Here is a 26,631-nt window from a genome sequence, read left to right as displayed (position 1 = left end):
GAGGATTAGCCATATTTATAGGGCTTCCTACCGGTGTGTCCGATATTGCCGGACCGGCCCGGTACGGCCCGGTACGGCCCCGCACGGCCGCTACTCCGCGCGCCGCCGCGCCACCAGCGCCGCTCCGGCCGTCGCCGCCGCGGCCACCAGCAGCGCCACCACGGGCGGCCACGGCAGCAGCTCGACCCCGCCGTGCCGGGAGCCGGTGACCAGCGTCCGGATGGTCAGGTTGGCCGGGGAGCCCGGCGCCGCCACCACCAGCGTGGCCGCGGCCAGGCCGAGCGGGATCCCGTACTGCGACCCGAGCAGCACCGGGCGGTTGGTCAGCGCCCCGACCGCCACTCCCAGCAGCACCGCCACCACGCCCGCCAGCAGACCCGCGCCCGCCACCCGCCACAGGGCGTCCTCGGGCCGCGCGCCGACCGCCAGCGCCGCGGCCGTCCCGGCGCAGGCCAGCGCCAGCCCGCACACCAGCGCCGCGAGCAGCGCGGACAGGTGCACCCTGGCCGCCCCGGCCGCGGTGACCAGGCAGGCCCGGGAGGCGGCCGGCTCGACCGTCACCGCGCAGCGCACCAGCCAGACGGTGACCGGCAGCAGCACCCCGGCCTGCCAGCCCAGGATGCCGCTGGGGTCGTCCCCGGCCGTGACGCCGATGCCCATCAGCAGCAGGTACGCGAGGACGGGCGGCAGCCAGCGCTGGGAGCGCACCAGCAGCTCCAGCCGGTACCGCGTCAGCACCCTCACGCCGACTCCCCCCGCTGCGGCCCGACCGGGCGGACGGACCGGATGTGGGCCCCCGTCGGCCCGGTGAGCAGGCCGCGCAGCAGGATGTCCGAGTACCCGGCCGCCACCTCCAGCAGCGTTCCGCCGTCGTCCAGCGGCGTGCGGGCCGGAGCCCCCGGCAGCCGGGCCGGCAGCTCGCCCTCGACCTCGATCCGCACCAGCGCTCCCGACGGCCCCCGCGCCGGCGGGTCTACGGCCCGCAGCGCACCCTCGCGGACGGCGTACCCGGCGGTGGTGAGCCCGGCGAGACGGTTCGGGTCGTGGTCGACGAACAGCACCCGGCCGCCCTGCGCGGCCCGCTCGGCCGCCGCCTCGTCCAGGGTCGCGCGGGCCTCCCGGTCGAGGCCGGTCCAGGCCTCGTCGAGCAGCAGGACATCGGCCTCGGCCAGCAGCGCCTGGGCGACCGCGACCTTCTGGCAGGTGCCCTTGGAGAGCCGGCCGATCGGCGTCCGGGCCCGGTCCGCGATGCCGAAACGTTCCAGCCAGTGGGCGGCCCTGCGCCGCGCCTCGGCCCGGGTCAGGCCGTGGACCAGCCCCAGGTGGTGCAGGTAGGTCTGCGCGTCGAAGGGCAGCGCGGGCGGGAACCGCTCCGGTACGTACGCCCGGCGGCCCGGGACGTCCAGGGTGCCGGCGCCGGCCGACTCGATCCCGGCCACCAACTTGAGCAGGGTCGACTTGCCGCTGCCGTTCGCCCCCTCGATCCGGACCAGCTCGCCCGGACCGACCGTCAGCGAAACCCCGCGCAGCACCCACGGCCCGCGGCGGCCGTACCGCTTGCCGACCCCGCTCAACCTCACCGGCTCCCCCTCGCCCTCTTTCCCCGCAGGGTAGTTCGCAGAACGGGTCCGCATTGGGCGTTCCCAACTGATGATCCATAGGATTCGGGCCGTGACCATCACCCGATCCCGACGGCCGGCCCGGCCGGCAGGCCTGCTGGCCGCACTGGCGATAGCCGCCGGTGCGGTACTCAGCGGCCTCCCGGCACACGCCGACGAACCCAGCGGCGGCGCTGCCGCCACCCGCGAGGCACCCAAGGTCGACCTCGTCCTCGATGTCAGCGGCTCCATGCGGGCCGAGGACATCCAGGGCAAGAGCCGGATCTCGGTCGCCCAGAAGTCCCTGAGTGAGGTCATCGACGCCCTCCCGGCCGAGACCGACTTCGGCATCCGCACCCTGGGCGCCACCTACCCGGGCGGCGACAAGGCCGAGGGCTGCAAGGACACCAAGCAGCTCTTCCCGGTCGGGAAGACCAACAAGGTCGAGGCCAAGACCGCGGTGGCCACCCTGCGGCCCACCGGCTGGACCCCGATCGGGCTCGCCCTGCGCGGCGCCGCCCAGGACCTCGGCGACGGCCCGACCACCCGCCGGGTGGTGCTGATCACCGACGGCGAGGACTCCTGCGCCCCGCCGGACCCGTGCGACGTGGCCCGCGAGCTCGCCGCCCGGGGCATCCCCCTGGTGGTGGACACCCTCGGCCTGGCCCACGACGACAAGACCCGCCAGCAGCTGCTGTGCATCGCCAACGCGACCGGCGGCACCTACACCGACGTCCGCACCCAGGAGCAGCTGACCCAGAAGGTCACGCAGCTGGTCGGCCGGGCCGCCGAGACCCACAACGTGACGCCCGCCAAGACCACCGGCACCGACAAGTGCGAGACCGCCCCGGTCCTCACCCCCGGCGTCTACGCGGACCGTGAGAAGTTCTCCGAGCACCGCGTCTACCGGGTGCCGGTCAAGCCCGGCCAGGAGCTGCGCGCCTCGGTCAGCGTCACCCCCGACCGGGCGGTCGCCCGGGACTACGGGGTGCTGCTGCAGGCCACCGACGCGGCCGGCCAGGAGCTCGTACGCGGCACCGACGCCGGCAGCGGACGCACCGACGTCGCCTCGACCGGCGTGCGCTGGTCCGCCCCCGGCGACCCGGACGCCTCGAAGAGCGCCTCCCCGTCCGCCACCGGCAAGCCGGGCACCGACGGCACGGTCTGCCTGATCGTCAGCAACTCCTTCGCCGCCCAGGCGGGCGTGCAGGCCGAACCCGGACTGCCGCTGGAACTGACCGTGGACGTGGCCGCCGCCTCGCCCGCCCCCGACGGTCCGGCCATGGGCCTCGGCCGGGGCTGGATCCTTCTGCTCACGCTGACCCTGGCCGGGCTGCTCACCGGGCTGGTCTTCGGCTGGGTGGCACGCTGGCGAATCGCCGTCTGGCGGGAGAACTGACGATGCGTACGACACCCACCACCCTGCGGGCCCCGGCCCTCGCGGTCTCCGCGCTCACCCTGGGCCTGACCGCGCTGGCCGCACCGGCGGCCTCGGCCGCCTCGCCCTCCGCCTCCCCCTCGCCCTCCTCGTCGGCCTCGACCGGGCCGGTGACCACCGCGGGCACCACCTTCCTGACCGCGGCCACCCTGGCCCCCGGGCAGGACGCCAAGGTGGCCGCCTCCACCGGTGACTACCTGTACTGGGCGTTCGCCGCCTCCGAGGGCCAGACCGACACGGTGCAGGTCACCGTCACACTGCCGCCCTCGACCGACCGGACCGGGCCGCAGACCTGGTCGGTGGAGCTGTTCGACGGCCTGCGCCGCCGCCAGTCCTGCACCGCCGGGCCGCAGAACGCCACCGCCCAGCAGGGCTCCGCCTCGGTGGCGCTGAGCTGCACGCTCCGGCAGATCCGGTCCTGGGCCGAGCCGTGGTCCGGCGACCCGCTGCCGGGCACGTACTACGTCCGGCTGTCGGTCGCCGACGTCCCACAGCAGGACCTGGGCCTGGCCGCCCAGGTGCAGCTGCACGTCACCGCCAAGGGCGGGGCGGACGACGCCCAGCCGGAGGGCGGCTCGCTGAAGGCCCCGCTGGTACCGCCGGTCAACGCCGGCGCCACCGCCGCCGCCGGGGCCACCGCGGCCCCGGCCGCCTCCACCACCCGGGCCGCCGCGCCGGTCGAACCCGAGTCCCACTGGTACTCGGACATCTTCTCCGGCTGGAACACCCGCTGGTTCTGGACGCTGGCGGGCGGCGCCCTGGCCGCCCTGGCCGGAGTCGCGGGCTACACCCTGACCAGGCACCCGCGCGGGCGGCGCCCGACCGGCCCCGCGCCGGTGCCCCGCCAGACCCAGGCCCCGCAGCCCGACCCGTACCGCTCGTGATGCCCGGAGCCCGACGTCCGAGGTCCGACGACTGACGACTGACGACTGACGGTTCGCTTCGTGCCGAAGGCCCGGCCGGATTCACTCCGGCCGGGCCTTCGGCATGTCGTCGGCGTCTGCGACACCTGCGCTCGATCCGCCGGTCAGCCGACCGGTGCGGGCCTGCGCGGCGCCGGGCCCGGTACGTCGAGGCCGCGGACGGCGGCGACCAGCGGCGCGAGCTCGGCCCGCTGCTCGGCTGGCGCTTCACCTTCGCCCTGGTGGCCGGGCTCGGCGTGCTCGGGCTGCTCGGCATCGCCGCGCTGATCCCGCAGGACGAGCCGCCCCGCCCCGGCGAGGCCCGGATCCGCCGTGAACTGGCCGCCTTCCGGGGCGTCCAGGTGGTCCTCGCGATGGCGATGACCGTGCTCGGCTTCGGCGGCGTGTTCGCCGCGATCACCTACATCGCGCCGATGACGACCGAGGCCGCCGGGTACGCGGACGGCTCGGTGACCTGGCTGCTGGTGCTCTTCGGGCTCGGCATGGTGGCCGGCAACCTGGTCGGCGGCCGCTACCGGGTCGGCGCCCTGCTCGCCGCCGCCGCGCTGGTCCTCGCGGTCGTCTCGGTCACCCTGGAGCGCCGGACCCGGGCCGCCGCACCGGCCGCACCGCTCCCGGAGCCCGCCCCGGTCGGCTGAGACCGGCCTGCCGCCCGCACGGCGGCGGGGGCAGGCCGGGCCTGCCCGCTCAGCGGCCGGCGCCGAGCAGTTCGAGGACGCGGACGGCCGAGGTGCCGAGGCCGGTCGGGGCGAACCGGTCGGCGCCGCCCGGGGCCGCCGCCGCGGGCCGGCCGCGGCCGGGGAGTTCGGGGGCGAACTGACGGATCAGGTCCTGCTCCCCGTAACGGCGGCAGTCCTGGTGCCACTTGAGGATGCCCGAGAGCCAGTTCTCCAGCTCCTTCACGTAGCCGTCGAGGATCTTCCGCGCCTCCGGGCTCAGGTCGTAGCCCTCGTACAGCAGCGGCAGCTCCGTCCCGGCGACGTGCTGGAACTGCTCCATCCGCGAGGTCATCAGCTCGTGGACCATGGCCAGGCCGGTCGGATAGTCGCAGTCGAAGAAGTTCTGCACCACCAGGACGGCGTTGTGGAACTCGCCCTCGTACTCCAGCTCCTTCTGGTACGAGAAGACGTCGTTGATCAGACAGGCGTAGTCGGCGGCCGCGTTCTCCAGTGAGCGCATCGGCCCGCTCTGGTAGATCTCCGCCGGGACCTCGTTCCCGTGCGAGAGCCGGCACAGGCTCATGGTGAGGTCGGAACCGAAGGTCGCGCGGCGCATCTCCATGTAGTCCACCGGATCGGGGATGCGGTTCTGAGCCTGGTTGGCCAGCTCCCACAGCCAGCTGGCGGTCATGTCCTCGATGGTCTGGCGGAACTTGCGGCGGTGCTCGACCGGCATCGGGCCCGCGGTCCGCTCCCAGAGGTCGGCCAGGCCCCGCTCCATCCCGGTCAGCGGCACCGGGGCCGGCTCGCCGTCGACCGGCATGAAGGACGCGAGCCGCTCGGTGGTGGCCTTCGCGCCGGCCAGGTCCCGGGTGCGGCCGAAGACCACCGGGTAGTAGTCGTCCGCGTAGGTGCCCCAGGCCAGCCAGCCCGAGGTGAGGTCCAGCTCCTCCAGCGTGGCATCCGGGTGGATGCCCGCGGCGCAGAGCGGGAGGTCGTAGTCGAGCAGTTTCTCCTCGGTCCACACGTGCGAGCCCGGATCCCCCGGCTGGATCTCCAGCATGCGCATCCGGTGGCACCAGTCGACCATGTTCCGCCGGGCCTGGTCCAGGTACGGGCTGAGGGTGAGCTGGAACGGCATGTGGAAGTCGGGCAGTTGCGAGGGCCCGGTCTTCCGGAACGGCACGTGGCTGTGGCTGCGCCGCCGGCTGCCCGCGTCCAGCAGCCCGGTGGCCCGGGTGAGGTCCGCGGCCGTGGTGCCGATGCCGCCGATCCGGTACGGCTCCCACCGGGTGGCCGCCGCCGCGCCCTCGGCGCTGCCGTTCATGTACCGGCTGGAGCGCATGTGCCACTCGTGGCCGCCCGACTGCCAGTCCTGCAGGCCCTTGACGTACGCCAGCACCCGGGCCGCGCCGAGCGGATCCAGCCCATTCTCCGCGAACAGCGGGCCGAGCTCGGTGAGCGCAGTGTTCTCGAACTGCTGGAGGCGTGAGGTGAGCAGCTCGTTGACGGCGTCCGCGGCCTCCTGGGTGGTGCAGTTCAGGAAGGTCTCCAGGACCAGGACGCCGTTGCTCAGCTCGCCCTCGTCGAGGATCTCCCGCTCGTACGAGAACAGGTCGTTGCGCAGGTGCACCCCGTCCGAGAAGGCGTCCCTGAGCACCCGCAGCGCGCGGGAGTCGGCCACCGGGGCCGGCACCTCGGCCTGCGCCGCGTACTCGATCAGACCGGCCGACCAGGGCGCGCCGCCGACCTTCCGACGCATCTCGATGTACTCGACCGGGTTGGCGATCCGGTGGATGTCGATGTTGGCGAGTTCCCAGTCGGACTCGTTCAGCAGGTTCCTGGTGCTCTCGGCGAAGCGCTCGCGCCAGGCCATCGACATGGCCGGCACCGTCCGGGCCCACAGGTCGGCCAGGCCCGCCTCGACCGGGTTGGTCGGCTCCGGGAAGCCGTCGGCCAGGTCCATCGGCATGAAGGCCGGCAGCCGGTCGAGGTACTCCTTGCCGGCCTTGCGGTCCTGCGGGCGCTTGAAGACCTCCAGGAAGTGGTCGTCGAAGAAGAAGACCCAGACGTACCAGTCCGTCACCAGGGAGAGCGTCGGGCCGTCGCAGTCCGGGTGGGTGTACGCACAGAGCAGGGCGTAGTCGTGCGAGTCGAGGTCGTGCTCGTCCCAGACGCCCGACCCCTCCAGCATCCCCATCCCGCGGGCCCACCGCTTGGTGTGCTCCCGGGCCTCCTCCAGATGCGGGTTGAGCCGGGCCGGATACGGCATGTAGAAGTCCGGCAGTTCAAACGGCTGCGACACGTGCGTCGGCCCTTCGTCGACGATGGCGGCACCAGGACCAGCGGGAGCGGGCAACGGCTCTGCCGGGCGCCTGATGATCCGTCACGAGGCTAGGCGGCCGGACCGGTCGCTCCCGGACGGCCGCCGGAAACTCGCCCGATCGGGTGAAGCTCACCGAGACACCCGCCCCACCGGGCCTCCCCCACGGCCTCACTGACCACCCGTCCGCCCGGGCCTCCACCCCGACCCCGGCCGCACAACGCAGAAGTCCCGCCCGATCAGAACGATCGGGCGGGACTTCCGTTGGGTGGAGCTGAGGGGATTCGAACCCCTGACCCCCTCGATGCGAACGAGGTGCGCTACCGGACTGCGCCACAGCCCCAACGAGAAAGAACTCTATCACCTCTGCGGGGGCACTCATGACCGCCCCCGAACGGCCACCGCCCCGTCGCGGTGGCGGTGGCCTGCGACGGGGCGGTGGGGCGGTCATTCGTTGGCGGCCCGCAGGCGTGGCCGGCTCTCGGCCTCGGCCGGTGGCGGGGCGTGCTCGGCGTACTGGTCGAAGAGCGGCGTGTTGCGGGGCTCCGCCGCCGTGCGGCCGGAGTCCCAGGTGCCGGGCGAGCCCAGGTCCAGGCTCCGGGTGACCCGGGGCGCGACCGGGGCGGTCACGTAGGTGGGCAGCGGGACGGGCACGGGCTCCCAGGAGTCGGGGCCGGCCGCGCCGCGCTCCCGCATGCCGTCCACCCACTCCTCGTGCTCGGTGGCCTCGGCGACGGCCGTGGTCGCGGACTCCGGCCGGGCGCCGCGCGGGCCGCGGTCGGCGTGGGGTTCGTGGCCGCCGGGCTCGGTGGCCAGCCGCAGGTGCGGGCGCCCCGGGTCCGTGGCGTGGGCCGCGTCGTGCCGGTCGGCCCGCTCCGGCTCCTCCGCCGGCGTCGGCGCGGCGCGCTCACGCTCGCGGGCCCGCAGCCGCTCGGCGGCCTGGGCGGCCCGTGCCCGGTCCAGCTTCACCTCGAAGCGCTGGCGCTCCAGCCGGCGGAGATGGCCGATGTAGAGGGTGAGGAGGAGGGCGGGCACCATCGGCACCCAGATGAAGGCGACGCCCGCCACGGCCGCCACGACGGCGCCCAGCGCGAAGGCGAGGAAGAGCGCGGTGACCATCCGGCGCCGCCGCGCGAGCAGCCGCGCCCGGCGCTCGGCGGAGGCCTGCCCGTGGGTGGAGCCGTGGCCGTGGATGGCGCCGTTGCCGTGGATGGCGCCGTGGCCGCTCCCGGGCGCGCCGTCGCTCCCGGGGGAGGGCTCACGGTGCACCTCGGCCGGTTCCGGGCACGCCGGTTCGCCGCGCGCCGGATCGGGCGCGGGCTCGGGTTCCGGCTCGCGCGCGAGCCCGGGCTCGGGCTCGGGCTCGGTGTCGGACTCGGCGGACGCGGGCTCGGTCGCCCCGTCGCCGGTCCCGGTCTGGTCACCCAGGGTCCTGGCCGCTCGCCGCTCCATGGCCGATCGTCCGGCCAGCAGGCGGATCGCGGTGCTGAAGCGTTCCGTCGGACGCGACTCGTTGAGCTCGTCCTGCCTGCGGAGCCACATCGGCACCAGATAGGCAGCCCAGGCCCCTACGATGACCGCGTAGATAAGGCCGCTACTGCTCACGTTTCACACGGTACGGGCGCAGGGGAAGGCCTGGCAGCAATTTGGCACGGCGTGTCGTGCGATCAAGCTGATTCTCCGACTATTTTGCCGGTATTTGTGCTGGCTCGACCCGGGCGCGATGCCATATCGATATCTATTTCGAACATACATTCAATTACCGTGCCGATGGCCACTTCTGATCGACCGCCAGCGGGTCAGCATCCCTTCCGGGACCTCCTCCACCGTCAGTGCGTACACGAGGTGGTCCCGCCAGTCCCCGTCGATGTGGAGGTAGCGCGGCCGGGTGCCCTCCTCGCGGAAACCGAGCTTCTCCACCACCCGCCGGCTCGGCCGGTTCTCGGGCCGGATACAGACCTCGATGCGGTGCAGGCCCAGGGCCCGGAAGCAGTGGTCGACGGCGAGCGCGACGGCGGTCGGCATGATGCCCCTCCCGGCGGCCGTCTCGTCGATCCAGTAGCCGACGTTGGCCGAGCACATCGAGCCCCAGGTGATCCCGCCGACCGTGAGCTGGCCCACCAGTTGGTCCCCGTACAGCACCACGAACGGCAGCATCCGGCCGGCCGCCGCCTCGTTGCGCAGGTAGCGGACCATCTGCCGGTAGGTCGGCCGGGTCCCGGCCGAGGTCCCCGCCGGAGCGGGCGGGACGGTGGCCTCCCAGCGCCGCAGCCAGTCCCGGTTGCGGCGGCTGACCTCCTGCCAGGAACGCTGGTCCCGGACCCGGATGGGGCGCAGCGTGATCTCGCCCTCGCGCAGTTCGACCGGCCAGCCCGCGTTCAGCTCGTACTCCCCTCGGACGGCCGGGGCTCGGCGGGGGCGGGAGCGGGGGCGGCGTCGGGTCGGGGGTGGTCCCCGCCGGCCAGCTGGTCCACGGCGTGCGGGAGCAGCGGTGCGAGCACGGCCAGGCCGTCCTTGACCCCGCCGGTCGAGCCCGGCAGGTTGACGATCAGGGTACGTCCGGCCAGGCCCGCCAGCCCCCGGGACAGCGCGGAGGTCGGTACCTTCTCCCGCCCGTACGCCCGGATGGCCTCGGGGATGCCCGGGATCCGGCGGTCGATCACCCGGGCGGTCATCTCGGGGGTGAGGTCCATCGGCGAGATACCGGTGCCGCCGGTGGTGAGCACCACGTCGTAGCCGGCGGCGACGGCGGAGCGCAGCGCCGCCTCGACCGGCTCGCCGTCCGGCACGACCTGCGGGCCGTCCACGGTGAAGCCCATCCGCTCCAGGCCGGCCACCAGCAGCGGCCCGCCCTTGTCCTCGTAGACGCCGGCCGAGGCGCGGTTGGACACGGTGACGGCGAGGGCCCTCACCGGGCGTCCTCGCGGGCCCAGTCGCCGCTCTTGCCCCCGGTCTTGGTGAGGACGCGGACGTCCTCGACGGCGGCGGCCTTGTCGACGGCCTTGACCATGTCGATCACGGTCAGTCCGGCCACCGCGACGGCGGTGAGGGCCTCCATCTCGACGCCGGTGCGGTCGGCGGTCCGCACCGTGGCGGTGATCTCGACGGCTTCGTCGGTGACGGTCAGGTCGACCGTGACGCCGGAGATGGCGATCGGATGGCAGAGCGGGATCAGGTCGGGGGTCTTCTTGGCACCCATGATCCCGGCGATCCGCGCCACCGCGAGGGCGTCGCCCTTGGGGACGCCCTCGCCGCGGAGCAGTTCGATCACACGGGCGGAGACCCGGACCCGGCCGGCGGCTACCGCGGTGCGGACGGTGGTGGCCTTCTCCGAGACGTCGACCATCCGGGCTGCGCCGGTGTCGTCGACGTGGGTGAGGCGGTCGCCGCTTGGGTTGTCGGTCACGGGTCACTCCAGGAGCGCGGGTCGAATACCGCGCTACCGTACAGCAGCTTGTTCGGCGCTCGGCTCGTTCGCCGGGGGCCCGGGCGGCCCTGGGAGGATCGGGGCTCAGTCGGTCAGGAGCACGACGTCGAGGGTGGTGCCGGCCGGGACGGCGGTGGTGTCCTCGGGGACGGTGATCAGACAGTTGGCCCGGGCCAGGGCGCCGACCAGGTGCGAGCCCTCGCCGCCGACCGGGGTCACCCGGCCGTCGGCGTACCGGCCGCGCAGGAACTGCCGGCGACCGGCCGGGGAGCGCAGGTCCGCGGTGCAGAGCGCGGGCACCACCGGGCGGTGGACGTCGGGCGCGCCGAGCATGGTGCGGATCACCGGGCGGACGAAGAGTTCGAACGAGATGTACGAGCTGACCGGGTTGCCGGGCAGGGCGAGCAGCGGGACGCCGGCGCCCGCACCGATCCGGCCGAAGCCCTGGGGTTTGCCGGGCTGCATCCGCAGCCGGCGGAAGTCCATTCCGCCGTAGCTCTCGAAGACCTCCTTGACCACGTCGTACGCGCCGACGCTGACGCCGCCGCTGGTGACGATCAGGTCGGCCCGGCCGAGCTGGTCCTCCAGGACGGAGCGCAGCACCGCCGCGTCGTCGGGGACTCCGCCGACCCGGTACGCGATGGCGCCGGCGTCCCGGGCGGCCGCGGTGAGGGTGAAGCTGTTGGAGTCGGAGATCCGGCCGGGGCCGACGGGCTCGCCCGGCTGGACCAGCTCGCTGCCGGTGGAGAGCACCACCACGCGCGGCCGGGGACGCACCCTGACGGTGCCGCGGCCGATCGCGGCGAGCAGGCCGAGCTGGGTCGGGCCGAGCACGGTGCCGGCGTCGAGGACCCGGTCGCCGCTGGCGAGGTCACTGCCGCGGCGGCGGATGTGGGCGCCCTCGCCGACCGGGCGCAGCACCCGGACCTCCTCGTCGGCGACGGCGGCGGACATCGCGTCGGCGGCCTGCCCGGTGCCGGTGCCGCCGTCGGTCCACTCGACCGGGGCGACGGCCTCCGCGCCGGGCGGCAGCGGTGCGCCCGTCATGATCCGGGCGGCCTGGCCGGGGCCGACCTTGGGCAGCTCGCCCGCTCCGGCGGCGATGTCGCCGACCACGGCGAGCACCGAGGGGTACTCGCCGGTGGCGCGGGCGGTGTCGGCGGTGCGGACGGCGTACCCGTCCATCGAGCTGTTGTCGAAGGGCGGCAGGTCGACGTCGGAGACGACGTCCTCGGCCAGTCGGCAGCCCTGGGCGTCGAGCAGCTGGAGCTCGATCGGGGGCAGCGGGGCGATGCCGGAGAGCACGTCGGCCAGGTGCTCGTCGACGCTCCACATGCGGGGCGCCGCCGGGGCCGGGGGCTCCTCGCAACAGGGGTTGTCGGTCCCGGTCATCGCCTCACGCTCACTCTCGTACGGTTCAGCCCTGCATCTCGGTGGCGACGAACTCCTTGAGCCAGGACCGGAACTCCGGGCCGAGGTCCTCTCGTTCGGACGCCAGACGGACGATAGCGCGGAGGTAGTCGGCGCGGTCGCCGGTGTCGTAGCGGCGGCCCTTGAAGAGCACGCCGTGGACGGGGCCGCCCGCGGAGTCGTCGCGGGCCGCGAGCTCGCGCAGCGCGTCGGTCAGCTGGATCTCGCCGCCGCGGCCGGGCGGCGTGTTGCGCAGCACCTCGAACACGGCCGGGTCCAGCACGTAGCGGCCGATCACCGCGTAGTTGGACGGCGCGTCCTCGGTGTCGGGCTTCTCGACCAGGTCGGTGATCCGGAAGACGTCCTCGCCGAAGCCGTTGGGCTTGACGGCGGCGCAGCCGTAGAGGTGGATCTGGGAGGGGTCGACCTCCATCAACGCGACGACGGAGCCGCCGAGTTCCTGCTGGACCTCGATCATGCGGGAGAGCAGCGGGTCACGCGGGTCGATCAGGTCGTCGCCGAGCAGGACGGCGAACGGCTGGCCCGCCACGTGCTGTTCGGCGACCAGGACGGCGTGGCCGAGGCCCTTGGGGTCGCCCTGGCGGACGTAGTGCATGTTGGCGAGCTGCACGGACTCCTGGACGCGGCGCAGCCGGTCGTGGTCGCCCTTGCGGGTGAGGAGCTCCTCCAGCTCGTACGCGCGGTCGAAGTGGTCCTCGAGGGCCCGCTTGTTACGGCCGGTGACCATCAGTATGTCGGACAGCCCGGCGGCGGAGGCCTCTTCGACGACGTACTGGATGGCGGGCTTGTCGACGACCGGCAGCATCTCCTTGGGAGTCGCCTTGGTCGCCGGCAGGAACCGGGTCCCCAGCCCGGCCGCGGGCACGACGGCCTTGGTGACGGGGGTGCGGGCGTTCGTCTTCGTCATGCGTTGACCTTACTAAGGCGTGCGTGCGCCCAACTGAGAGTGACGTGAACCGACTATGAAACCGTATCCCGGGACGCGCCCTTGGCGGTGGCGCGGGATGTGCCGGCAGAGGTGAGTGGGGCCTTGCCTGCGCAGGTGGACACACTACCGGGCGCGGCGACCGCGTCCGGAAAGGCCAGGTGATGGCTGCGAGGCGGTTGTGCGACCGCGGTGTCGACGGGCGGTGTCCCCCGGCCTTCGCCGGACCCGGGCCGATCCCGGCCGGCCCGTTCGCCGCCGGGACCTTCGTGGGCGACCTCTCCGGCGGTGTCCGTTCCGGATGCCTCCGGGGCGACCGGTCCGGGTGCGGCCGGCTCCGGCGGTGCGGCGCGCTCGACGGCCGGGCGCTGCACGCCGTCGCGCCAGCAGTCGCCGCCGGCGTGGCGGGCCTCGCCCAGGGCCCGGTCCGCGGCACGCAGCAGCAGGGCGGCGTGGCCGCCGTCCCGGGGAAGTTCGGCGATGCCGATCGCGGCGCTGAGGCCGTTGCCGCCGGCCGGGCGGCGCGGGGCCGGGCCCGCGGGCGACCAGTCCAGCAGCTGGTGGCGGCGGACGGCCCAGCAGAGCCGCTCGGCCACCTGCACGGCGCCTTCGGCCCCCGTGTCGGGAAGGAGGATCAGGAACTCCTCGCCGCCGTACCGGCCGAGAGTGTCGGAGCGGCGGATCTCGATGCTGAGCCGCTGGACCAGGTCCCGCAGGATGGCGTTGCCCCGACCCCGGCCGTGCTCGGCCACGATCGCCTCGAATCCGGCGATCTCCAGCATCAGCAGTGCGAGCGGGCGGCGGTGGCCCTCGGTCTGCTCGGCCCGGCGGGAGCGCTCGATCTCCTTGTCCAGGGTGAGCTGGAGGTGCCGGTAGTTCCACACCCCGGTGAGCGGGTCGCAGGCCGCGGTGCGCTGCAGCTCGGCGCACTCCTGTTCCAGTTCGGCGACCCGCTGCCGCAGCCCGTCCTCCCGGGCGGCCGTCTCGGTGGTGGTCCGGCGCAGCTTCACCACGCACCACCCGGCGGTGGCCAGCGCGGCCGCGCCGATCGGAGCCAGGGCCTGCGCCAGGAGCGGGGTGGACATCGGTGGCCTTCCGCGTGTCAGGCTCTGCACACCGAGCCGGTGCCGAGCTGTGGAGATCCCATGAGTGCCAATCCTTTGTCCAACGACAAGGCCCCACTGAGGTCACGGCTGCTGGCGCGCAGGCGGGCGCTGACCTCCGCCGAACGGGCCACGGCGGCCGAGGCCCTGGCGGAGCGTGCCGGGCAGCTCGCGGCCCCGGACTCGACGGTGGCGGCGTACGTGTCGGTGGGCGCGGAGCCGGGCACCGGGCCCCTGCTGGACGCGCTGCTGGCCCGGCGGGTGCGGGTGCTGCTGCCGGTCCTGTTGCCGGACAACGACCTGGACTGGGCCGAGTACCGGGGCGTCGAGGGCCTGGCCGCGGCCGCACGGGGCCTGCTGGAGCCGACCGGGGAACGGCTCGGCCCGGCCGCGGTGTGCGCGGCCGGGCTGGTGCTGCTGCCGGGGCTGGCGGTCGACCGCCGCGGCATCCGCCTCGGCCGCGGCGGCGGGTCGTACGACCGGGTGCTGGCCCGGCTGACGGCGGCCGGGGCGCGGCCGTACCTGGCCACCCTGCTGTACGACCCGGAGCTGCTGGACGAGGTGCCGGCCGAGCCGCACGACCTGCCGGTGGACGCGGCGGTCACCCCGTCCGGGGTGACCCGCTTCGGCCGCTGAGCCGCCCCGGGGCGGGGCGGCCGGCGGCTCAGCCCGCGGTCAGCGTCATGGTGTGCTTGGCGGACTTGCTGACCGCGTCCGCCGAGAAGGCCCAGGGCAGCAGTTTGCCGTCCGCCCAGAGCTGGGTCTGGTCGTTGTAGTTCTGGTGGAAGGCGTGGCCGGAGGCGCCCCCGACGTTGATCCAGTGGGAGGCGTCGAAGTCGCTCAGGTCGACCACCATCCGCATCGACGGGATCCAGTCGACCTGGTACCCGGCCGCCGCGTTCCAGCCGGCCGCGTCGACTGCGGCGGTGCCGCCGGAGAGCCGGTAGGGGCCGCGGTTGAGCAGCCGGCGGACCACGCCCGAGGCGATCGAGGAGTCGTCGCTGCCGATGGTCTGCTCCTTGAGGGTCAGCGTGTGCAGCCGGCCCCAGCTCCAGGTCTTGATGTCCTTGCCCAGCTGGGCGGTGAGGTCCTGGCGGGCGTCCTTCATGGCCTCGCCGAGCAGGCTGTCCAGGCCGTGCTGGGAGCGGTGGTTGGAGTCGATGTAGTCCCACCAGCCGTTGTCGGGCTGGGTGAGCAGCTGCCGGACCGTCTCGGTCCACCGGTCGCCGCCGTCCGGCTGGGCGTTCTTGGCCTCGCGGGTGCCGCACTCGGTGACGGCCTGGGTGGTGTTGCCGACGGCGCCCTCGGGCAGCGTGGCGTCGCGCTTCTGCCGGACCAGCAGGCAGTCGCCCTCGGCCCGCAGCCCGGCCGGGAACTTCTGCCCGAAGGCCAGGGTGAGGAGCTGGCGCCAGACGCCGTTGTAGTAGGCGGCGGCGGCCGAGTCGGCGTCCTGGTGGAAGTTCCAGTCCTTGAGCAGGTCCTGGGCCTCGCGGACGTACGGGTCGTCGATCTGCACCTTGAGCAGCAGCGGGACCAGCGTCTGCGCCATCACGCTGGTGTTGTCCAGCTGGATGGCCTGCATGTCGTCCGGGGAGATCTTGCCGCCGTTCTTCAGGCGGGCGTCGAGCTGGTCGGTGATCTCCTTGGCCCGGGTGCCGTACTCCCAGTCCTTGGTCAGCAGGTACTTGTAGCCCGGGTCGACCACGGCCTGGTTGGCGGTGACGATGTACCCGGCCGTGGGGTTGAAGCTGTAGGGCAGGGCCTTGAAGGGGATGTAGTCCTTCTTCCAGCCGTACGAGGAGTCCCAGCCGGGGGCGGGGTAGGTGCCGTCGCCCTTGGTCCGCTGCGGGATCATGCCGGGCGCCTGGTAGCCGATGTTGCCCTTGGTGTCGGCGTAGATCAGGTTCTGCGCGGGGACGGCGAAGTCCTCGGCGGCGCTGCGGAAGTCGGACCAGCCGGTGGCCTGGTCGATCTTGAAGACCGCGTCCATGGTGTTGGAGGGGGTCAGGGCCGTCCACTGCAGGGCGACGCCGTAGCCGGCCGCGCGGTCCGGGGCGGCGTTGCCGACCGGGGCGTTCTGGCCGACGTGCTGCTGCTCGGTGCTCTGGTCGGAGATCAGCGGCAGGCCGTCCTGGGTGGTGCGGACGGTGATGGTCCGGTCCTCGCCGCCGGCGACCTTGATGGTCTCCTTGCGGGCCTTGAACTTCGCCTCCTTGCCGTCGACCAGGTAGGTGTCCGGGCCGGTGACCTTCTCCAGGTAGAGGTCGGTGACGTCGGCGCCGAGGTTGGTGAAGCCCCAGGAGATGTCCTTGTTGTGGCCGATGACCACACCGGGCATGCCGGCGAAGGTGAAGCCCGCGGTGTCGTAGGTGCAGCCCTTGCCGACCGTGCGGCAGTGCAGCCCCATCTGGTACCAGACCGAGGGCATCCCGGGGCCCAGGTGGGGGTCGTTGGCGAGCAGCGGCAGCCCGGTGGTGGTGTGCTTGCCGTCGACGACCCAGGAGTTGGAGCCGATGCCCTGGCCCTGCCGGCCGAGCAGCTGCGGCATCCCGGAGATCTTGTCGGAGACGTCCTTGAGCAGCGCGTCGGTGGCGGCCCGGCTCTGCGCGGTGGCACCGGTCGGCGAGCCCGGGGCGGTGGAGCCGTCGGCCGGCTTGAAGGTGCCGTCGGCGCCGACGGCGCCGGCCTTCACGATGGTGCCGTTGCGGGCGTAGGGATAGTCCGGGTAGAGCTGGGCGATCTTGTCCTGGCCGAAGTCCTGCGCGAGCAGGGCGCGGTCGATCTCCTCCTGCATGTTGCCGGAGAGGTTCCAGGCCATCGCCTTCAGCCAGGCCACCGAGTCGACCGGGTCCCACTTCTCGGGCTTGTAGTCGTCGTTGACGGCCCCGAGCAGGGTGTACTCCAGCGAGGCGCTCGATCCGCCCTGGTGCTCGTCCAGCCAGGCGTTCACGCCGTCCGTGTAGGCCTGCAGGTTCTTCTTGGTGTCCTCGGAGAGCTTGCTGTCGTACTCCTGCTGCGCGACCTGGCGCCAGCCCATGGTGCGCAGGAAGCCGTCGGTCTCAATCTGGCTCGAACCGAACATTTCGGACAGCCGCCCGGCGGTGACGTGCCGTCGGACGTCCATCTCCCAGAACCGGTCCTGGGCCTGGACGTAGCCCTGGGCCCGGAACAGGTCGGCATTGGTGTCGGCGTACAGCTGAGGGATGCCGTTGGCGTCCCGCTTCACGTCGACCGGCGCGGTCATCCCGGCCACCTTCACGGTGCCTTCGACCGCCGGGAAGGAGGCGTGGACGGTGCGCACCCCCCAGTAGCCGCCACCGGTCACGGTGGCGACCAGCAGCACGGCCAGCACGATCACGATCAGGCGAGCGCGCCGGAACTTCTTCGAGCGGGACATCCGGATCCTTGGCTGGGAGATGGCGGCCGTGACAGGTCACCACATTAGGGCGACTCAGGTGGCGGACGAACACGGGGGACGCCCACGGTGGATCAGGGGGACGATACCTGGAGAGGGTGGCCGCGGGACCTGGGCGGGTGGCTGGAGAGCGATATCAAAGATCAGGTAAAATGTTAGACTGAGTAACGATTCATCAGCTGCCCCCTCACGACACCGAGGTGCTCCTGCGTGACCGTCGACCAGCTGAACCAGTTCCTGCTCGAGTTCTCCGTGATCCTTCTGGTCGCGGTGGTCGCCGTGCGCATCTCCACCCGCTCCGGCCTTCCCAGCCTGTTGATCTACCTCGGCATCGGCGTCGCCCTGGGCCAGAACGGCCTCGGCATCACCTTCAACAACGCCGAGCTCACCCAGGTCCTCGGCTATGCCGCCCTGGTCGTGATCCTCGCCGAGGGCGGCCTCAAGACCAGCTGGAAGGCGATAAAGCCGGTGATGCCGGCCGCCACCGTGCTCGCCACCCTGGGCGTCGCCGTCAGCGTGTTCGTCACCGCGGCCGGCGCCCACCTGCTGGTCGGCCTGGACTGGCGGACCAGCATGCTGCTCGGCGCGATCGTCTCCTCCACCGACGCCGCGGCGGTCTTCTCGGTGCTCCGGATGGTGCCGCTGCCCGAGCGGCTGACCGGCCTGCTGGAGGCCGAGTCCGGGTTCAACGACGCCCCCGTGGTGATCCTGGTGGTCTCCTTCGCCACCGCCGGCGAGCTCGACCCCTGGTACCTGATGGTCGGCATCATCATCGCCGAGCTCGCCATCGGCGCGGCCGTCGGCTACACGGTCGGCCGGCTGGGCGCGTACGGGGTCAAGCACGTCGCCCTGCCCTCCTCCGGCCTCTACCCGATCGCCGTGCTGGCGCTGGTGGTGCTCGCCTACGCCGGCGGCGCGCTGCTGCACGGCTCCGGCTTCCTGGCCGTGTACATCGCCTCGGTGGTACTCGGGAACAGCAAGCTGCCGCACGGCCCCGCCGTCCGCGGCTTCGCCGACGGGCTCGCCTGGATCGGCCAGATCGGCATGTTCGTGGTCCTCGGCCTGCTGTGCACCCCCGCCTCGATGAGGTCCGCCGTCGTCCCGGCCCTGGTCGTCGGCACCGTGCTGGTCTTCGTCGCCCGGCCGGCCTCGGTGCTGGCCACCATGACCCCGTTCCGGCTGCCCTGGCGCGAGCAGGCCCTGCTCAGCTGGGCCGGACTGCGCGGCGCGGTGCCCATCGTGCTCGCCACCATCCCCCTCGTCGCCGGCGTGCCCAAGGCCCAGGAACTCTTCAACATCGTCTTCATCCTGGTCGTGGTCTTCACCCTGCTCCAGGGCCCGACCCTGCCGCTGGTGGCCAGGTGGCTGCGGATCGGCGAGGGCTCGCTCGGCCAGGACCTCGGGATCGAGTCCGCGCCGCTGGAGAAACTCCACGGCCACCTGCTGTCGGTCTCCCTGTCGGCGGAGTCCCGGATCTCCGGCGTCGAGGTCAGCGAGCTGCGGCTGCCCAAGGGCGCCGCGGTCACCCTGGTGGTCCGCGACGGCGCGAGCTTCGTCCCGGACCGGGCCACCGTGCTGCGGGCCGGCGACGAGCTCCTGGTGGTCACCACCGACGCCGTCGGCGAGGCCGCGGAACGGCGGCTGCGCGCGGTGGACAAGGGCGGCAAGCTCGCGGGCTGGCTACGGGGACGGTAACCGGGCCCGGGCGGGAACGGGCGGCAGGGTCGCGGATGTGCTCCTGTTCACCTTCCGTTGCCAGGCCCGGGCCGCCGGCACCCGCTACTATGAAGGTTGATACGCATCGAACTGACTGAATCACCCGCAACATCTGCCTGAAGCAGAGTTGGCGCGACCGCTCGGCGGCCGCGGTCCGCAGTGAACTGTGATCTCTGGCCCCCGCTTCCACGACCCGGCCAGCCGGACCCGGTATCTACCCCGGTCGACGCGCGAGAGGACGACTCTCGGCGCCGTCGGGGCTCTCCCTGCCCTGTGTGCGCTACCAGGCAGCAGGAAGGACCGACCGTGACGGCCCGCCGAACGGTCGACAGCCCCACCGCCCCTGCCCGCGCCGGCTACGGAGCGCTGCTGCGCACCCCCGGCGCCTGGACGTTCCTGGCCCCGGCCTTCGCCGCCCGGCTCCCCTACGCGATGCTCAGCCTGGGCATCGTCCTGCTGGTCCTGAAGACCCATGGCTCGTACGGCACGGCCGGCACCGTCGCGGCGGTCTCCGCCGTCGCCCAGGCCCTCGTCGGGCCGCAGACCGGACGCCTGGCCGACCGCTACGGCCAGGCCGCCGTGCTGCTGCCCAGCGTCGCCGTGCACGCGCTGTCGGTCGGCGCCCTGATCGCGCTGGCCCTCGGGCACGCCCCGGCCTGGGCGCTGTTCCTGGCCGCCGCACCGGCCGGCGCCAGCGTGCCGCAGATCGGTGCGATGGTCCGGGCCCGCTGGGTCGGCCGGCTCTCCGACCAGCCCGCCATGCTGAACACGGCCTTCGCGTTCGAATCGGTGACCGACGAGTTCACCTTCGTGGTCGGCCCGGTCCTGGCCACAGCGATCGCGACCCAGGTCAGCCCGGCGGCCGGACTGATCGCCGAAGCCACCCTGACGGTGGCCGGCGGACTGGCCTTCGCCGCGCAGCGCCGTACCGCCCCCGTCCGCCACCCGCGGGTCGAGGGCGCGCGCCGGGTCTCGGCCCTCGCCTCCCCCGGCGTCCGGCTGCTGGCCGCCTCGTTCCTGGGCGTGGGCACCGTCTTCGGCGCCATGCAGGTCTCGGTCACCGCCTTCACCGAGTCGATCGGCCGGGGCAGCGCCAGCGGCACCGTCTACGGGATCTTCGCCGGCGGCTCCATGGTGGCCGGTGTGCTCTACGGCATGGTCGGCTGGAAGCGCTCGGCCCGGCAGCGGATGCTGTTCTGCTACGCGCTGCTGGTGGTCGGCTGCTCCACGCTCTGGGCGATGCCCAACCTGGTCGCGCTGACCATCGCCGGACTGTTCTGCGGACTCGCCATCGCACCCACGCTGATCACCGGGTACACCCTGGTCGAGACCCTGGTCGCCGACGGCGCCAAGACCGAGGCCTTCACCTGGCTGACCGGCGCGATCGGCCTCGGGCTGGCGATCGGCTCGACCGTCGCCGGACAGCTGATCGACCGGAGCGGCCCCTCCGCCGGGTTCCTGGTGCCGGTCGCCGGTGCCGGAATCGGCCTGGCCGCACTGGTCGCCCTGCGCCGCCTGCTGGTGGCACCCGGCACCCGCAGCCGGACGGTCGCCCGCAGCGCCGGCGCGGCGCCCAGGGGCGCGAAGATCGCGGCCGCGGAGAGCTGAGCACCCTCCGGGCCGACGCCGGCCGTGGCGGTGCGGTGACGGCCGGCACGGCGGCCGGCACGGCGGCCAGCACGACGGCCGGCACGACGGCTGACACTCGGATCACATCCGGAGCGCTGGACTCAATCAACGGAATACCGCATGATTGAGGATCGTTAGCACTCATCAGGCCAGAGTGCCAGGGGGAAGTGCAGGAGGAAGAGCAAGTGCCCACGTACCAGTACCAGTGCACCGAGTGCGGGACCGGCCTGGAGGCGGTGCAGAAGTTCACCGACGAGGCGCTGACCACGTGCCCCGAGTGCCAGGGGAAGCTCCGCAAGGTCTTCTCGGCCGTGGGTGTGGTCTTCAAGGGCTCGGGTTTCTACCGGACCGACAGCCGCTCCTCGTCCAGCAGCTCGGTGACCCCGGGGGCCTCGTCCTCCTCGTCCACCGGCTCCTCCTCCACCGGGTCCTCGGGATCGACCTCCGGCGGTTCCGGCAGCAGCTCCTCCACCTCTTCGTCCGCGCCGGCGTCCGCGCCCGCCGCGAGCTGAGGCGGCGCGAGACACGTCCTCTGCCCGCAGCCCTGCCGAGGACGTGGCCGGGGGACGGCACGACAGCAGAACTCACGATGGCCCGGCACCCCGCAGCGATGCGGCGGTGCCGGGCCGTCGGCGTTCTGCGGTGGCCGGTCGCCGAGGCCGATGTCGGTGTCGGTTTCGATGTCGGTGCCGGTGGTCGCTTCGCCGTGGCGCGGAGGCCGTTGCGACGTCAACACCTGGCGGCCGTTCACTCGCGTGGGGGACGCGAGTTGTCCACAGGGCGGGGTTGTCCACAGGAATTCCCGGGGGCATTCCTGCAGCTCGGCCGTCGGCGCACCCTGGGTTCCGGCGGGCCCGACCGGCGCCCGTGGAATCCAGCGCCCGAAGGCGGTGCCCCACCATGACCATGGCTGCCCACCTCACTCCCCCGCCGCAGGCACCCGCCGTTCCCCCGCGCCAGGAGGTCCCCCTCTTCCCGCCGATCCGGCCCGGCGGCGGTGGGCGGCACCGGCTCCGGCAGGCCGTCCGGCACCGGCCCGGCATGCTGGTGGCAGGCCTGCTGGCCGCGGCCGCAGCGCTCTCCGCGGGCCCGTTGCGACTCGGCCCGCCGCCGCCCGCGACCATCGCGCCCGTCGTCGGACAGAACAACGCCGCCCACTGCCCCGGCGGCCCGGCATCGCCCGGCTGAGCGCCCGAGTACGTCAACCCGACACCCGGGAATTCACCCGTGACGATTGCGCCAGTCGCCGTTCAGCGCAGCATGAAGGGCTTCAAGGAATTCCTGCTCCGCGGCAACGTCGTGGACCTCGCCGTCGCCGTGGTCATCGGCGCCGCATTCACCACCGTCGTCAACGCGTTCGTCACGGGCGTCATCAATCCGCTGGTCGGAGTCTTCGGCACGGAGGACCTCGCCGCCTACCGTTCCTGCCTGAAGGGCCCCTGCACGGTGGACGCCTCGGGCGCCGTGACCTCGGGCATCTACATCCTGTGGGGCTCGGTGCTGAGCGTCTCCTGCAGTTCGTGATCGTCGCGGCGGTGGTCTACTTCGCGCTCATCCTGCCGATGAACCACTTCATGGCCAAGCGCAAGTCCGTCGACGAGGTCGCGGCCGAGGCCGAGGTCAAGGAGGTCGTGCTCCTCGCCGAGATCCGGGACGCCCTGGTCAATCAGCGCTGACCGACTGCCCCTGTCCCTGCCCCTGTCCCTGTCCCTGCCACCGCTCCGCCGGCGCCGGGGGTCGCCGCCCCCGGACGCTCCCGCCCGGCCGGTCCCGATCGGTCCCCGTCGGCCGGCGCCCGTCGTATCAGTCCCAGTCCCAGTCCCAGTCCCAGTCCCCGTCGATCAGTCCCCGTGGTGGGGCGGCCGCTGGCTGAGGTACCAGTCCAGGCCCCGTCCGCCACCGCCACCGGGGCGCTCACCCCAGCCCTGGTCGGTGTCGTCACTGGTCTGCCGCTCCAGCGGATCTCCGAAGACCAGCCGCGCCTTCGGTGCCGGGCGGTCCCGCTCCGGCTTCCGCCCGTCGCCGTGCCCCTCACCCTGCCCCCGGTCCGTGTCCCTGCCCGTGTCCCGCTCCGCGTCCTGCTCAGCCATCTCGCCCTGCCTCCATCGTCGCCGCCCCACCAAGCCTAGGCCGGGCAGCGGTCGGCCCCGGCACAGCCGCAGCCGTACCGGGGCCGTCGGCTCCCGTGCTCACCCCCACAGTCCCCGCCCGGCGGCGGCGGGCAGCGGTCAGGCCGCCTCGAAGCCCGCGTGGTCGGCGATCTTCTTCAGTTCGGCCAGCGCGTGCTTCTCGATCTGCCGGATGCGCTCCCTGGTCAGACCGTGCTGCTTGCCCACCTCCGTGAGCGTCCGCTCACGGCCGTCCTCCATGCCGTAGCGGGAGCGGATGATCGACGCCGTCCGGTCGTCCAGCCGGTCGATCAGCGTGTCGAGCTCCTCGCGGCGGAGCATCACCATCACCGCGTCCTCGGGAGAGACAGCCCCGGTGTCCTCCACCAGGTCGCCGAACTGGGTCTCGCCCTCGTCGTCCACCGACATGTTCAGGCTGACCGGGTCCCGGGCCCAGTCGAGCACGTCCTTGACCCGCTGCTCGCTGATGTCCAGCTCGGCGCCGACCTCGGCCGGCTCGGGCTCGCGGCCGAGTTCCTTCGCCTTCTCGCGCTGCACGCGGCGGATCCGTCCCAGCTCCTCCACCAGGTGGACGGGCAGCCGGATCGTCCGCGACTGGTCGGCGATCGACCGGGTGATCGCCTGCCGGATCCACCACGTCGCGTAGGTGGAGAACTTGAAGCCCTTGGAGTAGTCGAACTTCTCGACGGCGCGGACGAGGCCCGCGTTGCCCTCCTGTATGAGATCCAGCAGGGGCAGGCCGCTTCGCGGGTAGCGCCGGGCCACCGCGACCACGAGTCGCAGATTGGAGCGGATGAAGACGTCCTTGGCGCGCTCGGCGTCCTCCGCTATCACCTCCAGCTCCTCCCGGGTCATGCCCTTCGGGAGTGGGCCCTCGTCCAGCAGGTGCTGGGCGTAGACACCGGCCTCGATCCGAAGCGAGAGCTCGACCTCCTCGGCGGCATCGAGCAGGGGTGTCCTGGCGATCTCGTCGAGATACATGCCGACGAGGTCGCGGTCGGCCTCGAAGTTGGTCGGGCGGGCCGAGCGAGTCCGGTCGGCCCTGTCGCGAACGACGGCACGGGTGGCCATGCTTGCTCCCTTGCTGGTGTTGCCGGGTCTGCCTGCGTCTGCGCCGATCAGGCGGATCGGTACAGCGGGATCCACCAGGGACCCCGCGGGGAGATCCACGGGCTCAAAGAGATGCGCGGGCCTCACCGAGGCTCACACGTAACGATCCAACGCACAGAAATCGGACAACATTCCCAACTCCCTCAGATTTTCTCCCTTGATGGAGTACCCTGCCCATTTTCACCCGCTCGGGCACCCAGCGTGACGGCGGACACACGCCTCGCGTTCACCGGGTAGGCGCCAACCCGGCACAGAAGATGCCGAATTGCGACTCACCGGCCGCCGGAAGGGCTCGCCACGCCGGGAAGGGGACTGTCATGCCGCAGCGACACTCCGACCGACCCCCATCCAGCACAACGACCGCACCCCGCCCGTTGTGCCGCGACAGCGCAGCAATCCGACCCGGCGCCAGTCCCCGCATCGCCGACCGGCCCACATCCGCGACCACATGCACATCCGCGACCGGCCCGGCCGACCGGAACAGCCTCGATCGGCCGGGGTTCCTGACGGACGGTGAGGAAGGTCACACCACTGTCGAGCGAACCGGAAGGACGGGGGAACCGTGTTCCACCAGCGGAATCAGCCTGCGATGCGGTGGACCAAATCGTCACGAACCGCCCGAATCGCCCGCAATCGGGGTCGCTTGATGCCCAACTTCGCAGGGTCACCGCCCTCGTGGCGATCATCACCACACTGCACCCGGTTCCCCAGGGAGTGCCGCGGTAAGGCAGACTTCTCCGGCTGGGGTGCAGTCCGCACCCGGCGCGGGGAGGCCGAGTCCGGCACGGACCTGGTCGGCCTTGTCCGACAGGCCGCCTCCGTACACCGACGTTTCGCCGGACCGGTGTCGCGGGGTTTCCCGCAGCACCACCTCCCAGGCACCGAGTGACGGGGGTCTGATGACCACGCACACGACGGACGGGTCCTCCGACCCGAACGCGTACATCGACCCGCCCACCATGGCGCTGCGCATCCCGTCGCAGGCCGTCCCCGGCACCCCGCCGATGCCGGCCGCGCCGCCGACCGTCCCGGCCCAGGCCTCCGCCCCGGCCGCCGAGAAGCCCGCCGCGTCCGCCGGCCGCAACGGCCTGATCATGGCGCTGGGCACCATGGCGTCGCGCGCCCTCGGATTCGTCCGCAGCGCGATGATCGTCGCCGCCCTGGGATCCGGGCCGCTCGGCGACACCTTCAACATCGCCAACTCGCTGCCCAACGTCGTCTACATGATGCTCATGGGTGGCGTCCTGGCCTCGGTGTTCGTTCCGGAGCTGGTGCACGCCGCACAGACCCACAAGGACGGCGGCGTCGCCTACACCGACCGGCTGCTGACGATCTGCGGGGTGGCCCTGGTCGTCCTGACCATCACCGCCTGGTTCGCGTCCCCGCTGATCGTCGACGCGTACTCGGGCTACCCGCCGGGCGTGAAGCGGGACCTCACCATCGCCTTCGCCCGGTACTGCCTCCCGCAGATCTTCTTCTACGGCGTCTTCACCCTGTTCGGCCAGGTGCTCAACTCCCGTGACCGCTTCGGCGCCATGATGTGGACGCCGGTGCTCAACAACGTCGTGGCGATCGCGGTGTTCGGCCTCTACACCGTCGTCGGCAGCAACGCCCAGAGCGTGGAGCAGGTCACCTCCTCCGACACCATGCTGCTCGGCCTCGGCAGCACCCTGGGCATCGTGGTCCAGGCCCTCGGGCTGCTGCCCTCGCTGCGCAGTTCCGGCTTCCGCTGGCACCCCCGCTTCGACTGGCGCGGCGCCGGGCTCGGCAAGCCGCTGCGCGCCGCCGGCTGGGCCCTGCTGCTGGTCGTCGTCACCCAGCTGTCGTTCGCGGTGATCAGCCAGCTGACCGCGCGCGCCGGCGACCTCGCCGACGACGCCAAGCTGCACCTGGGTCTCGGCAACCTCGCCTACACCAACGCCTACCAGCTGTTCATCGTCCCGCAGGGGGTCATCACCATCTCCCTGGTCACCGCGCTGCTCCCCGGGATGTCCCGGGCGGCGAGCGCCGGCCAGTTCAGCCGGATCGGCTCCGACCTCTCGGGGATGCTGCGCTCCTCGGCCGCCATGATCATCCCGATCACGGTGCTGCTCGTCGCCCTCGCCTCGCAGATCACGACGATCGCCTACGGCCACGGCAAGACCACGCCGGGCGACACCTGGGTGGTCGCCCAGGTGCTGATCGCGTTCGCGATCGGCCTGCCCGCGTTCTGCGCCCAGTACGCGCTGGCCCGCGGCTTCTACGCGATGGGCGACGCCCGCACCCCGTTCTGGCTCACGGTGGTCAGCACCGGGACCAACGCCGGTCTGTCCTGCGTCGCGTTCTGGCTGCTGGACCCGCGCTGGATCATCGTCGGGATGGCCGTCGCGCAGACCGTGGCCTGCCTGATCAGCGTCACCATCACCGGCTGGGCACTCGGCCGCCGGCTCCGCACGGCTCCGCAGCCGGCCGAACCGGCCGCCGCACCGGACGCCACCCTCGTCCTCAGCACCCGCCGGGCGAAGCCGACCAGCGGCCTCGAAGGCGGCCGGGTGGTCACCCTGCACCTGGCCATCCTGCTGGCCTGTGTGCCCGGCGCTCTGGCCGCCCACTGGATCGCCGCCTGGTTCGGCACCGGCCTGCTCGGCAACCTGGCCGGTCTGGCGGCCGGCTCGGCGGCCGTCCTGATCTCGCTGTTCGCGTTCGCCCGCCCGCTCGGCGCGGGCGCCGCCGTGGGCCCGCTGGCCCGCAAGCTGCGCATCCCGTACCCGGAGCCCGTGGCGGCCACCGGCACGAGCGGACGCCACCGACGCTGAGCCCGGCCGG

Annotated in this window: 21 protein-coding genes, 1 tRNA gene and 2 pseudogenes; 10 read left to right on the top strand and 14 right to left on the bottom strand. The window is 72.8% G+C overall.

From position 1 onward, the window contains the following. Positions 1-90: 90 nt before the first annotated feature. Positions 91-744 (bottom strand): ABC transporter, encoded by a 654-nt coding sequence (locus OG871_RS22335; RefSeq protein ID WP_371498745.1) that lies wholly within the window; start codon positions 742-744, stop codon positions 91-93. Then, positions 741-1,580, bottom strand: coding sequence for an ATP-binding cassette domain-containing protein (locus OG871_RS22330; RefSeq protein ID WP_371498744.1), 840 nt, complete (start codon positions 1,578-1,580; stop codon positions 741-743). Before OG871_RS22330 ends, OG871_RS22335 begins: the two co-directional genes overlap by 4 nt. A 70-nt stretch (positions 1,581-1,650) precedes the next feature. Here OG871_RS22330 and OG871_RS22325 point away from each other — a divergent pair, with 70 nt between their 5' ends. The 3 genes and pseudogenes from OG871_RS22325 to OG871_RS22315 form a co-directional block, all read left to right on the top strand. Beyond that, complete coding sequence (locus OG871_RS22325; protein ID WP_371498743.1) at positions 1,651-2,997, top strand: VWA domain-containing protein; 1,347 nt, start codon at positions 1,651-1,653, stop codon at positions 2,995-2,997. A gap of 2 nt (positions 2,998-2,999) precedes the next feature. Next, positions 3,000-3,920 carry a peptidase gene (locus OG871_RS22320; protein ID WP_371498742.1) on the top strand — a complete coding sequence of 307 codons (921 nt, stop codon included), beginning with the start codon at positions 3,000-3,002 and terminating at the stop codon, positions 3,918-3,920. Positions 3,921-4,141: 221 nt separating this feature from the next. Then, positions 4,142-4,555, top strand: a pseudogene (locus tag OG871_RS22315) (MFS transporter); the annotation flags it as partial. A 91-nt stretch (positions 4,556-4,646) separates the two neighbouring features. Here the strand turns inward: OG871_RS22315 and OG871_RS22310 are convergent. The 9 genes from OG871_RS22310 to OG871_RS22270 all read right to left on the bottom strand — a co-directional run bounded on the left by OG871_RS22310 (position 4,647) and on the right by OG871_RS22270 (position 13,809). Beyond that, positions 4,647-6,923, bottom strand: a complete 2,277-nt coding sequence (locus OG871_RS22310; protein ID WP_371498741.1) for a germacradienol/geosmin synthase — start codon at positions 6,921-6,923, stop codon at positions 4,647-4,649. Positions 6,924-7,210: 287 nt separating this feature from the next. Next, positions 7,211-7,284, bottom strand: a tRNA-Ala gene (locus OG871_RS22305). A gap of 104 nt (positions 7,285-7,388) precedes the next feature. After that, on the bottom strand, positions 7,389-8,546 hold the full coding sequence (gene glpR / locus OG871_RS22300; RefSeq protein WP_371498740.1) for a gephyrin-like molybdotransferase receptor GlpR: 1,158 nt from the start codon (positions 8,544-8,546) through the stop codon (positions 7,389-7,391). Positions 8,547-8,696: 150 nt separating this feature from the next. After that, entirely contained in the window at positions 8,697-9,323 is a 627-nt protein-coding gene (locus OG871_RS22295; RefSeq protein ID WP_371503387.1) for a GNAT family N-acetyltransferase, read from the bottom strand. Beyond that, entirely contained in the window at positions 9,320-9,853 is a 534-nt protein-coding gene (locus OG871_RS22290) for a molybdenum cofactor biosynthesis protein B (protein ID WP_371498739.1), read from the bottom strand. Before OG871_RS22290 ends, OG871_RS22295 begins: the two co-directional genes overlap by 4 nt. Beyond that, positions 9,850-10,287, bottom strand: coding sequence for a cyclic pyranopterin monophosphate synthase MoaC (gene moaC, locus OG871_RS22285; RefSeq protein WP_371503386.1), 438 nt, complete (start codon positions 10,285-10,287; stop codon positions 9,850-9,852). The genes OG871_RS22290 and moaC overlap by 4 nt, the downstream gene beginning before the upstream one ends. 165 nt (positions 10,288-10,452) lie before the next feature. Then, complete coding sequence (glp, locus tag OG871_RS22280) at positions 10,453-11,703, bottom strand: gephyrin-like molybdotransferase Glp (RefSeq protein WP_371498738.1); 1,251 nt, start codon at positions 11,701-11,703, stop codon at positions 10,453-10,455. 82 nt (positions 11,704-11,785) lie between these two features. Then, complete coding sequence (gene galU / locus OG871_RS22275; RefSeq protein ID WP_371498737.1) at positions 11,786-12,706, bottom strand: UTP--glucose-1-phosphate uridylyltransferase GalU; 921 nt, start codon at positions 12,704-12,706, stop codon at positions 11,786-11,788. Positions 12,707-12,759: 53 nt separating this feature from the next. Then, on the bottom strand, positions 12,760-13,809 hold the full coding sequence (locus OG871_RS22270) for a GGDEF domain-containing protein (protein WP_371498736.1): 1,050 nt from the start codon (positions 13,807-13,809) through the stop codon (positions 12,760-12,762). 60 nt (positions 13,810-13,869) lie between these two features. Between OG871_RS22270 and OG871_RS22265 the strand changes: the two genes are divergently transcribed. Further along, positions 13,870-14,463: a 5-formyltetrahydrofolate cyclo-ligase gene (locus OG871_RS22265; RefSeq protein ID WP_371498735.1), complete on the top strand. Its 594-nt coding sequence runs from the start codon at positions 13,870-13,872 to the stop codon at positions 14,461-14,463. A 28-nt stretch (positions 14,464-14,491) separates the two neighbouring features. Here OG871_RS22265 and OG871_RS22260 read toward each other — a convergent pair whose 3' ends face one another. After that, the gene (locus tag OG871_RS22260; RefSeq protein WP_371498734.1) at positions 14,492-17,224 is read right to left on the bottom strand and encodes a penicillin acylase family protein; all 2,733 of its coding nucleotides are present in this window, start codon (positions 17,222-17,224) and stop codon (positions 14,492-14,494) included. A gap of 228 nt (positions 17,225-17,452) precedes the next feature. On the opposite strand from OG871_RS22260, the gene OG871_RS22255 reads away from it, so the two are divergent. The 5 genes and pseudogenes from OG871_RS22255 to mscL all read left to right on the top strand — a co-directional run bounded on the left by OG871_RS22255 (position 17,453) and on the right by mscL (position 22,263). Next, positions 17,453-18,937 (top strand): potassium/proton antiporter, encoded by a 1,485-nt coding sequence (locus OG871_RS22255; RefSeq protein WP_371498733.1) that lies wholly within the window; start codon positions 17,453-17,455, stop codon positions 18,935-18,937. Between the two features lie 327 nt (positions 18,938-19,264). Then, positions 19,265-20,566: an MFS transporter gene (locus tag OG871_RS22250; RefSeq protein ID WP_371498732.1), complete on the top strand. Its 1,302-nt coding sequence runs from the start codon at positions 19,265-19,267 to the stop codon at positions 20,564-20,566. 206 nt (positions 20,567-20,772) lie between these two features. Next, positions 20,773-21,099, top strand: a complete 327-nt coding sequence (locus OG871_RS22245; RefSeq protein WP_371498731.1) for an FmdB family zinc ribbon protein — start codon at positions 20,773-20,775, stop codon at positions 21,097-21,099. Positions 21,100-21,487: 388 nt separating this feature from the next. Next, positions 21,488-21,775 (top strand): hypothetical protein, encoded by a 288-nt coding sequence (locus OG871_RS22240; RefSeq protein WP_371498730.1) that lies wholly within the window; start codon positions 21,488-21,490, stop codon positions 21,773-21,775. 72 nt (positions 21,776-21,847) lie between these two features. Next, positions 21,848-22,263, top strand: a pseudogene (gene mscL, locus OG871_RS22235) (large conductance mechanosensitive channel protein MscL). Between the two features lie 165 nt (positions 22,264-22,428). Here mscL and OG871_RS22230 read toward each other — a convergent pair. Together OG871_RS22230 and OG871_RS22225 are read right to left on the bottom strand one after the other, a co-directional pair. After that, positions 22,429-22,677 (bottom strand): hypothetical protein, encoded by a 249-nt coding sequence (locus OG871_RS22230; protein WP_371498729.1) that lies wholly within the window; start codon positions 22,675-22,677, stop codon positions 22,429-22,431. A gap of 138 nt (positions 22,678-22,815) precedes the next feature. After that, complete coding sequence (locus OG871_RS22225; RefSeq protein WP_371498728.1) at positions 22,816-23,787, bottom strand: RNA polymerase sigma factor RpoD/SigA; 972 nt, start codon at positions 23,785-23,787, stop codon at positions 22,816-22,818. Positions 23,788-24,725: 938 nt separating this feature from the next. On the opposite strand from OG871_RS22225, the gene murJ reads away from it, so the two are divergent. Next, positions 24,726-26,621, top strand: coding sequence for a murein biosynthesis integral membrane protein MurJ (gene murJ / locus OG871_RS22220; RefSeq protein ID WP_371498727.1), 1,896 nt, complete (start codon positions 24,726-24,728; stop codon positions 26,619-26,621). Positions 26,622-26,631 lie beyond the last annotated feature (10 nt).

It is taken from the genome of Kitasatospora sp. NBC_00374 (assembly GCF_041434935.1).
In the GTDB taxonomy this organism is placed as follows: Bacteria; Actinomycetota; Actinomycetes; order Streptomycetales; family Streptomycetaceae; genus Kitasatospora.
This window is presented reverse-complemented; position numbering and strand designations above follow the sequence as displayed.

Excerpts from the sequence above, each read along its gene's own strand:
- OG871_RS22265 (WP_371498735.1), top strand. The coding sequence starts at position 13,870 with ATGAGTGCCAATCCTTTGTCCAACGACAAGGCCCCACTGAGGTCACGG.
- OG871_RS22230 (WP_371498729.1), bottom strand. The coding sequence starts at position 22,677 with ATGGCTGAGCAGGACGCGGAGCGGGACACGGGCAGGGACACGGACCGG.
- glp (WP_371498738.1), bottom strand. The coding sequence starts at position 11,703 with ATGTGGAGCGTCGACGAGCACCTGGCCGACGTGCTCTCCGGCATCGCC.
- moaC (WP_371503386.1), bottom strand. The coding sequence starts at position 10,287 with ATGGTCGACGTCTCGGAGAAGGCCACCACCGTCCGCACCGCGGTAGCC.
- OG871_RS22260 (WP_371498734.1), bottom strand. The coding sequence starts at position 17,224 with ATGTCCCGCTCGAAGAAGTTCCGGCGCGCTCGCCTGATCGTGATCGTG.
- galU (WP_371498737.1), bottom strand. The coding sequence starts at position 12,706 with ATGACGAAGACGAACGCCCGCACCCCCGTCACCAAGGCCGTCGTGCCC.
- murJ (WP_371498727.1), top strand. The coding sequence starts at position 24,726 with ATGACCACGCACACGACGGACGGGTCCTCCGACCCGAACGCGTACATC.
- OG871_RS22225 (WP_371498728.1), bottom strand. The coding sequence starts at position 23,787 with ATGGCCACCCGTGCCGTCGTTCGCGACAGGGCCGACCGGACTCGCTCG.
- OG871_RS22240 (WP_371498730.1), top strand. The coding sequence starts at position 21,488 with ATGACCATGGCTGCCCACCTCACTCCCCCGCCGCAGGCACCCGCCGTT.
- OG871_RS22270 (WP_371498736.1), bottom strand. The coding sequence starts at position 13,809 with ATGTCCACCCCGCTCCTGGCGCAGGCCCTGGCTCCGATCGGCGCGGCC.
- OG871_RS22320 (WP_371498742.1), top strand. The coding sequence starts at position 3,000 with ATGCGTACGACACCCACCACCCTGCGGGCCCCGGCCCTCGCGGTCTCC.
- OG871_RS22325 (WP_371498743.1), top strand. The coding sequence starts at position 1,651 with ATGATCCATAGGATTCGGGCCGTGACCATCACCCGATCCCGACGGCCG.